Origin of the sequence: Promicromonospora sp. NPDC060271, from assembly GCF_042726755.1 — a bacterium.
Classification (GTDB): Bacteria; Actinomycetota; Actinomycetes; order Actinomycetales; family Cellulomonadaceae; genus Promicromonospora.
Genome location: NZ_JBHXBG010000202.1, coordinates 1 through 9,612, shown reverse-complemented (window position 1 = coordinate 9,612; position 9,612 = coordinate 1). Strand labels below are relative to the sequence as shown.

At 74.1% G+C, this 9,612-nt stretch carries 12 protein-coding genes; 6 read left to right on the top strand and 6 right to left on the bottom strand.

From position 1 onward, the window contains the following. Nucleotides 1-77 precede the first annotated feature (77 nt). The gene (locus ACFWE2_RS22545; protein WP_377226443.1) at nucleotides 78-935 is read right to left on the bottom strand and encodes an SDR family oxidoreductase; all 858 of its coding nucleotides are present in this window, start codon (nucleotides 933-935) and stop codon (nucleotides 78-80) included. 91 nt (nucleotides 936-1,026) lie between these two features. On the opposite strand from ACFWE2_RS22545, the gene ACFWE2_RS22540 reads away from it, so the two are divergent. Together ACFWE2_RS22540 and ACFWE2_RS22535 are read left to right on the top strand one after the other, a co-directional pair. Next, a complete protein-coding gene (locus ACFWE2_RS22540; RefSeq protein ID WP_377226442.1) occupies nucleotides 1,027-1,434 on the top strand; it encodes a winged helix-turn-helix transcriptional regulator in 408 nt (135 codons plus the stop codon). 73 nt (nucleotides 1,435-1,507) lie between these two features. Continuing rightward, nucleotides 1,508-2,242, top strand: coding sequence for a hypothetical protein (locus ACFWE2_RS22535; protein WP_377226441.1), 735 nt, complete (start codon nucleotides 1,508-1,510; stop codon nucleotides 2,240-2,242). A gap of 85 nt (nucleotides 2,243-2,327) precedes the next feature. On the opposite strand, the gene ACFWE2_RS22530 is transcribed toward ACFWE2_RS22535, so the two are convergent. Further along, nucleotides 2,328-3,041: an ArsR/SmtB family transcription factor gene (locus ACFWE2_RS22530; RefSeq protein ID WP_377226440.1), complete on the bottom strand. Its 714-nt coding sequence runs from the start codon at nucleotides 3,039-3,041 to the stop codon at nucleotides 2,328-2,330. Nucleotides 3,042-3,105: 64 nt separating this feature from the next. On the opposite strand from ACFWE2_RS22530, the gene ACFWE2_RS22525 reads away from it, so the two are divergent. Next, entirely contained in the window at nucleotides 3,106-3,558 is a 453-nt protein-coding gene (locus ACFWE2_RS22525) for an ACT domain-containing protein (protein ID WP_377226439.1), read from the top strand. Here the strand turns inward: ACFWE2_RS22525 and ACFWE2_RS22520 are convergent. Next, nucleotides 3,524-4,402, bottom strand: a complete 879-nt coding sequence (locus tag ACFWE2_RS22520; protein WP_377226438.1) for an SDR family oxidoreductase — start codon at nucleotides 4,400-4,402, stop codon at nucleotides 3,524-3,526. The genes ACFWE2_RS22525 and ACFWE2_RS22520 overlap by 35 nt on opposite strands. Before the next feature lie 88 nt (nucleotides 4,403-4,490). Here ACFWE2_RS22520 and ACFWE2_RS22515 point away from each other — a divergent pair, with 88 nt between their 5' ends. After that, complete coding sequence (locus tag ACFWE2_RS22515; RefSeq protein ID WP_377226437.1) at nucleotides 4,491-5,111, top strand: TetR/AcrR family transcriptional regulator; 621 nt, start codon at nucleotides 4,491-4,493, stop codon at nucleotides 5,109-5,111. 51 nt (nucleotides 5,112-5,162) lie between these two features. Here ACFWE2_RS22515 and ACFWE2_RS22510 read toward each other — a convergent pair whose 3' ends face one another. Beyond that, nucleotides 5,163-6,011, bottom strand: coding sequence for an SDR family NAD(P)-dependent oxidoreductase (locus ACFWE2_RS22510; protein WP_377226436.1), 849 nt, complete (start codon nucleotides 6,009-6,011; stop codon nucleotides 5,163-5,165). 38 nt (nucleotides 6,012-6,049) lie between these two features. Here ACFWE2_RS22510 and ACFWE2_RS22505 point away from each other — a divergent pair, with 38 nt between their 5' ends. Then, nucleotides 6,050-6,709, top strand: a complete 660-nt coding sequence (locus ACFWE2_RS22505) for a TetR family transcriptional regulator (protein ID WP_377226435.1) — start codon at nucleotides 6,050-6,052, stop codon at nucleotides 6,707-6,709. A 6-nt stretch (nucleotides 6,710-6,715) separates the two neighbouring features. On the opposite strand, the gene ACFWE2_RS22500 is transcribed toward ACFWE2_RS22505, so the two are convergent. Continuing rightward, on the bottom strand, nucleotides 6,716-7,189 hold the full coding sequence (locus tag ACFWE2_RS22500; protein WP_377226434.1) for a hypothetical protein: 474 nt from the start codon (nucleotides 7,187-7,189) through the stop codon (nucleotides 6,716-6,718). Between the two features lie 202 nt (nucleotides 7,190-7,391). On the opposite strand from ACFWE2_RS22500, the gene ACFWE2_RS22495 reads away from it, so the two are divergent. Continuing rightward, nucleotides 7,392-8,207: a TIGR03619 family F420-dependent LLM class oxidoreductase gene (locus tag ACFWE2_RS22495; RefSeq protein WP_377226433.1), complete on the top strand. Its 816-nt coding sequence runs from the start codon at nucleotides 7,392-7,394 to the stop codon at nucleotides 8,205-8,207. A gap of 27 nt (nucleotides 8,208-8,234) precedes the next feature. Here ACFWE2_RS22495 and ACFWE2_RS22490 read toward each other — a convergent pair whose 3' ends face one another. Next, nucleotides 8,235-9,521: an amidohydrolase gene (locus ACFWE2_RS22490; protein WP_377226432.1), complete on the bottom strand. Its 1,287-nt coding sequence runs from the start codon at nucleotides 9,519-9,521 to the stop codon at nucleotides 8,235-8,237. Nucleotides 9,522-9,612 lie beyond the last annotated feature (91 nt).

Here is a 9,612-nt window from a genome sequence, read left to right as displayed (position 1 = left end):
GGCCGGATCCTGGCAGCAGGTGCATGGTCGGCGTACGGCCGCCGGCCGCCCGGTGCGCACCGCCGGCCGGCGCCGGGTCAGGCGTGCGCGGCGCGGACCGCGTCGGCGAGCGGCGTGGCCGGGCGGCCCAGCAGGCGGGACAGGTCGTCGCTGTCGGTCTCCAGGTCGCCCGCGGCGATCGAGGCGTCGAGCCCGGCGACGAAGCCGGCGGTGCCGGCGTCGAGCCCGTACTGCTGCAGCTCGGCCTGGAACTCGTCGACCGACAGGTCGCGGTAGGTCACCTTGATGCCGGTGACGTCGCTGATGGTGGCGGCGAGGTCGGCGAGGCCGAACGCGGGCCCGCCCAGCTCGTGGACGACCTCGTCGCCCTCGTCGGTCAGCAGCGCCGCCGCGGCCGCGACGGCGTAGTCGGCGCGCGCCGCACCCGAGATCTTGCCACCCCCGGTGGCGCCGACGATCTCGCCCCGCTCGAGGTACTGGCCGAGCTGCCCGGTGTAGTTCTCGTAGTACCAGCCGTTGCGCAGGATGCTGATCGGGACGCCGGACGCGCGCAGCGCCCCCTCGGTACCCTCGTGCTCGCCCGCGAGCGGGTTGGAGGTGTTGCCGGCCTTGAGGATGCCCGTGTAGGCGATGCGGCCGACGCCGGCGGCCTTCGCGGCGTCGATCACCGCGCTGTGCAGCGCGACGCGCGTGCCCGGCTCGCTCGCGGAGACGAGCAGCAGGCGGTCCACCCCGGCCAGCGCGGCGGGAAGGGTCTCGGGCCGGGCGTAGTCGCCCTCACGGACCTGGACGCCGCGCTCCGCGAGGTCCGCGGCCTTGCTGGGCGTGCGGACGATCGCGACGACGTCCGAGGCGGGGACGCCGCGGGAGAGGAGCTCCTCGACGACGAGGTGGCCGAGGCCGCCGGTGGCTCCGGTGACGGCGTAGGTGGTCATGACACTCTCCATTGCTCGGGTAGTTGCTAACGGGAAGCACTAACGAATCGAAAGTACACCACATTCCCGCCGTGCGCGGTACCCTGGGTCCGTGAGCATCACCGACCTCGGATCCGACAGCCCCGCGCAGGAGCTGGTGGCGGACGTCTTCGCGCGCGACTGCGGCTCGCGCGCCGCGTTCGAGGTCGTCACCGCCAAGTGGGCCTCGCTCGCGCTGCTCGCGCTCGGCGAGGGGAGCTACCGCTTCAACGCGCTGCGCCGGCGGGTCGAGGGGGTCAGCGAGAAGATGCTGTCCCAGACGCTGCAGGCGCTCGAACGGGACGGCATGGTGACGCGCGACGTCGTCACGACCATCCCGCCGCGCGTCGAGTACTCCCTCACGCCGCTCGGCGAGGGCGTCGCGGAGAAGCTGCGCGCGCTCGCGGACCTCCTCGAGGGTGCGGCTGCCGAGGGCACTCTCGGCCAGGCCCCCGCGGAACCGGGCGAGGAACGCACGTAGCGGTGCGGCGTCCGGGCCGCCGGGCCGCGGCGTGGCGGCCCGGACGACCGGTCCAGCCGCTACGATCTCGCGGGTGACGAACCAGGACATGATGGGCCCGGCGCAGGGCGCCGAACCGGTCTTCTCGCCGGACGCGCACCGGCTCGACCTCGGACGGCTCGGCGCGATCACCCTCGTCGTCGGCATCCTGCTGACCGGGCCGCTCGGATGGGCCTGCGGCTACGCGGTCGTGACGGACCCTGATCCCGTCGCCAAGGTGATAGCCGGCTTCTTCGGGCTCCTGTTCGGCGGGCTGTGCGTCCTGTTCATCGCGAACTTCTGGCGCGTGACCCGGCCCCGGGGCGTCGTCGTCGACGCGGCCGGGATCTGGTTCTGGCACGGCACCTCGTGGGACCTGGTCCGGTGGACCCAGGCGGCCCGGGTCGGCCTGGCCTACGAGATGCCGCCGGAGCTGCCGACCATCGGCGGACCAGCGGCCCACCTGAAGGCGAAGGTGAGCGGCTGGCTCAAGGACCGGCTCTACGGTGCGCTGCGCATCACCGACAAGCGAGGCATCGCGCTGGAGATCGTGCCGATGCGCGAGGAGACGCTGCTCGAGCTGCCCCGCCTGGGGCGGTACCGCGGCAAGGACCCCGCACCGCTGCCCGGCCTGCCCCCGGTGCGGTTGCGCGTCGGGCTGCCCGGTGGCTACCACTCGTTCGCGAACCTCCTCGCCGCGGGCGAGCGGTTCGGCGGGCACACCTGGGAGGGCTGGTTCCGCAGGCAGTGGACCGGCGGCGCGGGACGCGGCGCGCGCGAGACCGGCTGACGTCGCCGACGCGCCGGGCGGCAAGCGAAGTTGACCACAGCAGCTGCTGCCAGACCGGGCCGGCTTCTGGCAGCAACTGCTGTGGTCAACGTGCCGGGAGGCCGGGCTCGTCGTCGGTCAGGTCGATGGTCCACGACTCGCGGACCAAGGCGCGGCCCGCGTCCGTGACGTTCAGGCCGCGGCCCGACCGGTGCCTGGTGACCCAGCCGGCCTCCAGGAACCGGGTGCCGACCGCGGAGCCGAGCGCTCCCGCCAGGTGCGGACGCCGTTCGGTCCAGTCCAGGCACGCCCTGGTGGTCGGCCGACGGGCGCTGACCGCGCCGTCGACGTCCACCCCGAGCTCGCGCAGCCCGACGGCGCCCGGGTCCGTCAGGGCGAGCTCGTCGCGGCCCGCGAGCCAGCCGGCCCGGACCCAGGCGTCCGTCAGGGCGGTACCGAGCCGGCCCGCCAGGTGGTCGTAGCAGAACCGGGCAGCCGCCAGGTACTCCGCGCGTCGGCTGCGGCGGTACCCCGACACGGGAGCGGCGTCGGCGACCATGCCGAGGGACTCCAGGGCGGCGGCCACCTCACCGCCCGCCAGCGCGTAGTAGCGATGCCGGCCGTGGCTCTCGCGGGTGACCAGACCGGCGTCGACCAGGACGCCCAGGTGCTCGGACGCGGTCGACGCGCTCACCCCTGCCGCCCGGGCGAGCTCGCCCGCCGGCCGCCGGGTGCCGTCCATGAGCAGGTTCACGAACGTGGACCGGGCAGGGGTGGCCAGCGCCCGGCCCAGCGCCGTGAAGTCGCGGTCCCTGGTCATGGGCCGACGGTACGGCCGGGACGTTTCGGCGTCCACCGAACCTTTCGCGGCCTACGGTCCCGCCATGACCCGATTAATGAGCGCCGCGACCCACGACCTCGAGGTCCACCTGCCCGACCGTCCCGGAGCCCTGGCCGACCTCGGGCAGGCGCTCGGCGAGGCGGGGGTGAGCCTGGAGGGCGGTGGCGTGTTCACCCACGACGGCCGTGCGGTCGCGCACTACCTCGTGCACGACGGCGCCCGCGCGCTCGCGGCGGTCCGTGCGGCCGGACTGGGCCCGGCGACGGTGCGAGAGGTGGTGCTCGCCCGGCTGGACCAGGAGGTGCCCGGCCAGCTCGGTACGCTCGCGCGCCGGCTGGGCGACGCCGGGGTGAACGTGCTGGTCCAGTACAGCGACCACGTCGGCAACCTGGTGCTCCTCGTCGCCGACGAGGACGTACCCGCCTGCCGGGACGTCGTGGCGCGGTGGGGGAGCGGCCGGCTCACCGCCCGCGGGCGGCCCGCAGCCGGCCGATGACGGTCCAGGTGAGCATGCGCGCCAGGCGCAGCGGGCCGTAGCGGACGCCCGTCGCGAACGGCGCCTCGCCCCGCAGGACGGCCTCGGCACCGCCGTCGACGAACAGCACCTGGCCGGTGGTGAACGCGGCCTCAGGTGACAGCAGCCAGGCGATGGCCGCGGCGACCGGCTCGACCGGACCGGGCATGCCGAGGGGCTGCGGCAGGGCGTCCTGGAGCACGCGGGTCGTCGCGTCGTCGGTGAGCATCGTGCGGCGGGCGGTCTCCGTCTCGACGATGCCCGGTGCGACCGCGTTGAGGAGGATGCCCGCACCGGCCCACTCCTCGTGCACGGCGGTACGGCGCAGCCACCGGTTCAGCGCGATCTTCGTCGACCGGTAGACCACCGTCCCGCGGCCACGTGCGGCCAGGCCTTCGGCGACAGCCCTGGCGCGACGTTCGTCGCCGGCGAGGCAGGCGTCGACCAGGTCGGTGTCGCCGGCGGAGAGTGACGACGCGGAGCTCACGACCACCGCGCGCGGGTCAGGCCTGCGCGCCAGGTCGTCGCGCATGGCCGTGAGCAGGGCGAGCGTGCCGAAGTAGTTGAGCCCGACGGCGACGTCCGGCTCCGCGCTGCCCGCGACGAGCGCCACACCGTCGATCCCCGCCGGCGCGAGGTCCCGCACCCGGCTCACGGCCAGGGCCCGACCCTCTGCGGTGGTGAGGTCGGCGTGCACGTCGGCGGCCGGGCCGAGGCCGCAGCGGATCACGCGGGCGCCCGCCCCTTCGAGCCGGTGGGCGGTGACGGCGCCGATCCCTGAGTCGGTGCCGGTGACGACGTAGGTGCGGCCGGTGTGCTCGGGCATGGCTCCTCCGGGAGGGTCGACGGCAGCTCAGGGTTGAGTGCACTAGTGCATAACTACACTAGTGCATATCCGGCGGTACGATCGGACCATGAGCGAGCGACCACCCGTCCAGCCGGGTGTGCGGGACCGCAGGCGTGCGGAGACGCGTGCGTCCATCGTGCGCGCGGCGACCGGCCTGTTCCTCGAACGGGGCGTCGCGAGGACGTCGATAGACGACATCGCTGCCGGGGCGGGTATCGCGCGCCGAACCTTCTTCCTGCACTTCCCGTCGAAGGAGGACGTGCTCTTCCACTACCTGGAGAGCCACGTCCGGCGCGCGGTCGACGTGCTGGACGCGCTTCCCGTGGACGCAGGCCCCGAGCAGGGGGTGCGTGCCGTCATGGCGCGGCTCGTCGACCTGTTCGCGGACCCAAGCACGGGCGCGGACGCGCTGGCCGACCTGCGCGCCGAGCTCGTCGCCACGTCGCGCGGCCTGCCGGCGTCGCTCGTCGTCCGGCTCCAGCGAGCGCAGGCGGACCTGATCGAGGCCCTGCGCGAGAGGTTTCCCGAACCCGCCGGCTGGCCGCTGCTGTCCGCGCACCTCGGCGCCTGCATGGGCGCTGCGGCCGCTGCGGCGGTCGCGGTCGACCGACCCGAGGCGCGGGCCGACGCCGTCCGGGACGCCGTCGAGCGCGCGGGCGTCGGGTTCGGCGCGGCGTACCAGGCATAGCCCGTCGGGCGTGCTGCCGCGACCCGCGGCCGGCGGCCGGGGGCCAGGGGATCAGCGCGCCTCCATCCCCACGAGCTCCGCCGAGCGGTCCCACAGCCGGCGGGCGAGGACGGCGTCGCGCGCCTGGGGGTTGACGCGCCGCGCGACCCGGCCGCGCTCGTAGTACGCGCCCGACTGCCAGGCGGCGCCGGGCTCCGTCTGTGCGAACCGGACGAGCTGCGCGGCGCCCTTCTCCGGCGTGGCCAGCACCATCTTGCCGATCCGGCTCTGGTAGAGCGGCCGGAAGAAGCTGGTGCTCTCGGCGCCGAAGTTGGTCGCGACACCGCCCGGGTGGAACGCCGCCGACGACAGCCCCTGGTCGTGGAACCGCCGGTGCAGCTCGGTGGTGAACAGGATGTTCTCGAGCTTCGCCGTGCCGTACGCGCGGTGCGCCGTGAAGTCCCGGTCGTGGTCGAGGTCGTCGAGGTCGAGGTGCCCGAAGAGCCGCGCGCCCACGCTCGACGTCTGGATGACCGAGGCGCGGCTGGCGATGAGCTTGTCCAGGAGCAGGCTGGTCAGGAGGAACGGCGCGAGGTGGTTGACCTGGAGCGTCCGCTCGTGGCCGTCGACGGTCCTGGTGCGGTCGCCGCCCAGGATGCCGCCTGCGTTGTTCGCGAGGACGTCGATGCGCGGGTAGGCGTCGTCGAGCTCGGCGGCCAGGCGGCGCACGTCGGCGAGGTTCGTGAAGTCGGCGACGAAGTGCTGCCCGCCGACCTCGCGGGCGACGTGGGCGGTCTTCTCCGGCGAGCGCCCGACGACGGCCACGCGGTGGCCGGCGGCGCTGAGCAGCCGGGCCGCGGCGGCGCCGATCCCGTCGCTCGCACCCGTGACGACGATGATCCTGGGGGAGGTGGTGTCCATATTGCACAGCATGTAGTGAGTGGCACAGTGTGTCAACGATGACGCGTCGTGTAATCTCGTGCGGCATGGACCAGGCGCACACCGACCAGGCACGCACCGGCCTCCGGGAACGCACCCGGCGCGCGATCCAGAAGGAGATCACCGAGGCCGCGGAGCGGCTGTTCGTCGAGCGCGGCTACGAGGCGACGACGATCGGGCACATCGCCGAGGCCGTCGGGATGTCGCGTCGCACCCTCTACCGGTACTTCTCGACGCGCGAGGACGTGGTGCTCGGCAAGCTCGACGTGGTGGGCGACGAGGTGCTCGCGGCACTGCGTGACCGGCCGGCGGACGAACCGGTCTGGACCGCCCTGCGGCACTCGTTCGACGGCATGATCGCGCACCTCGACCAGGCGGGATCCGCCGGCCTCGCGGCGCCGATGCAGCGCATCATCCTCGAGACGCCGGGCCTGCGCGCGCGGTACCTGGAGAAGATCGAGCGGGTCGGGAGCGCGGCGGAGCAGGTCGTGCGCGAGCGTGCCGAGGTGGTGGGCGCGCCGTGGGCGGCCGACGACCCGACGCCTCGCGCCGTCGTCTCGGCGGCGCTGGGCTGTGTCCTGGCCGCGGAGCACGCGTGGCTCGCCGGCGGCACCACGCAGAAGATGGCGGTGCTCGTCGACCGGGCGATGGCCGCCGTCGGGCCGCGGGAACCTGCCTGACGCGCCCTACGCCACGTCGACGTGCTTGCGCGCCGCTTCCATGAAGGCGAAGACGCTCCTGCGGGACACCTCCCGGTGGTGCGCGAAGTCGTCACGCGCGAGGTCGGGCTTGATACGGTCCACGTCCGTGAGCGCCTTCCTGCCCAGCTCGATCAGGTCCCTCGACTCCGTGACGAGCTCGACCCGGAACAGCGCCTCCTGCGCCGTGGTGAACAGCCGGTAGGTCTCGTAGCGGAGCGTCTCGGGGTCGGCGCCGTCGCGCTGGTCGTGGATGGAGTACCAGCGGTCCTTGGACGTTCGACGCAGGTTGATGAGCGCCCCGCCGAACGCCGTGTACGCACTGACCCGCTCCTGGCGCAGGCGCTCGTTACGCTCGAAGCGCTCGGCGTCGGCCCGGTTCCGGCGCTGGAAGTAGTGCGTCGCCAGCGAACCGAGCAGCGTTCCGACGACGGCGACGACGCTGGTCACGATGATTTCCACGAGCCGAAGCCAACCACGACCGGGCGGCGTTGAGAAGCGGACCTCTCGTCAGGGCCCTCCGGGCGGCAGGTACTGAACAGACCATGTTGCTGTCAGTGGACGATGTCTACTCTCGGCAACACAGCTGGGATGTGTGTACTCCACCTCGGCCCGGTTGCCGTGTCACGGGAATGGGGTCACGACCGCACCAGTTCGGTCTGGCATGGAGCTTCAGGTAGTGCTGCCCAACGAGTTTCCGACGATGCCCGTCCGCACGCTCGTCGACCTGGCCCGGGCGGCCGAGGACCTCGGCTACACGACGGCGTGGCTGCCGGACCACGTGCTGCCGCCCGGCGAGTACGGAGCCACCTTCGGCGGCGTCCACGAGCCGCTGGTGACGATCGGGCACCTCACGGCGGTCACCGAGCACCTGCGGTTCGGCACCTCGGTGCTGGTCGCGCCGCTGCGGGACCCGTTCGTGCTCGCCAAGCAGGTCGCCACGCTGCACCAGCTCTCCGGCGGCCGGGTGATCCTCGGTGTCGGCGTCGGGTGGAACGTGCCCGAGTTCGACGCCGTCGGGGCGGACTACGCGCACCGCGGCGCCGTCACCGACGACATGCTCGCGCTGCTCCGGCACCTGTTCTCCGCTGGGGCGGCGCCGTACGACGGTCGGCGGTTCTCGTACGAGCAGGGCGTGTTCGCGCCGGTGCCCGACGGGCCGGTGCCGATCATGGTCGGCGGCAACAGCGACGCCGCCCTGCGCCGCGCCGCCCGCTACGGCGACGTCTGGCAGGGGCTGCCCGCCGACCCGGGCACGTTCGCCGAGCGTGCGCGGATGCTCGCCGGGCTGGCCGGCGACCGCGCCGTCCTGCCCGCGCTCCGCATCGGATGGGACGGCAGCGCCCCGGTGGAGCGGGTGGCGGACGCCGCCGTCGCCTACCGCGAGGCCGGGGCCGCCCAGCTCGCCGTGCACTTCGGGGGGCACGAGGGCACCGCCGCCCGGATGACGGCGCTCGCGGACGCGCTGGCCCGCCGCTGAGCGCACCCGCCGAGCCCCGCCGCCGACTCAGCCGGCTGCCGGCGCCGCCAGACGGTCCAGTGCCGCGACCACGAGCGCCTCGACGCCCGTCTCCAGCGTCGGGTGGGGCACCGGTGCGAACCGCGGGGAGTGGTTGGAGGGGATGTCACGGTCCGTCGTGCCCGCGGCGAACGCAGCCTGGTAGGCGGCCGGGTCCCAGCCGCCCAGCAGCCAGTACACGATCGGCACGCCGACGGCGGTGGCCAGCAGGCCGACGTCCTCGCTGCCCGCGACCGGGCCGGGGTCGATGACCCGCTCGGCGCCGAAGCGGGCGGCGAGGACACCTCGTGTGCGCTCGGTCTCGGCCGGGTCGTTGACCACCGGCGGGAACGAGTCGCCGGTGGTGATCGTCGGCGGCTCCGGCGCGCCTGCCGTGGCCGCCTCACCCCGCACGATGCGCTCGATGGCGGTCAGGACCCGGGCTCGCACGGCCTCGTCGTAGGAGCGGACGTTCACGCCGAGGCGCGCGTCGTCGGGGATGATGTTCTCCTTCGTCCCGGCGTGCAGCGTCCCGACGGTGACGACGGCGGCGTCGCCCGCCGCCACCTCGCGCGAGACGACGGTCTGCAGCCGCATCACCGTGGCGGCGGCCATGACCACCGGGTCGACGGTCGCCTCCGGTCGCGACCCGTGGCCGCCCTGGCCGACGAGCCGGATGTGCACGACGTCGGTGCCCGCGAACGCCGGGCCGGCATGGACGCCGAGCAGGCCGGCCGAGACGGGCGCGACGTGCTGCCCCAGCACGATGTCGGGGCGGGGGACGAGGTCGTACAGGCCGTCGTCGATCATGGCGCGGGCGCCGCGGCCCAGCTCCTCGGCGGGCTGGAAGACGACCACCAGCGTTCCCGACCAGGCCGACCGGCCCCGCGCCAGCAGGTCGGCCGCGCCGAGCAGGGCGGCGACGTGCACGTCGTGCCCGCACGCGTGCATCACGCCGGACTCGACCCCGTCGGCGGTGGTGGCGCGCACGGTGCTGGCGTACGGCAGGCCGGTCTCCTCGGTGACGGGGAGCGCGTCCATGTCGGCCCGCAGCAGCACGCACGGTCCGTCACCGTTGCCGAGCACGCCCGCGACGCCGGTCCCGCCCAGGCCGGAGTGCACCACGTACCCGAGGGCCGCGAGCCGCTCGGCGGCGATGGCGGCGGTCCGGTGCTCCGCGAAGGACAGCTCGGGGTGCTGGTGCAGGTCGACATAGGTGTCGTACAGCTCCTGCCGCAGCCCGTCCAGCGGTGCGAGAACGGCGTCGACCCCGGCGGGCAGCACTGGAAGCGTCATGCGCCCACCATGCCACCGCCGAGCGCGGGCTGCGCGGCCCGGACCGGATGATCGGCAAGATGTCAGGTGGTCGGCAGCCCGGGCTGCCGAC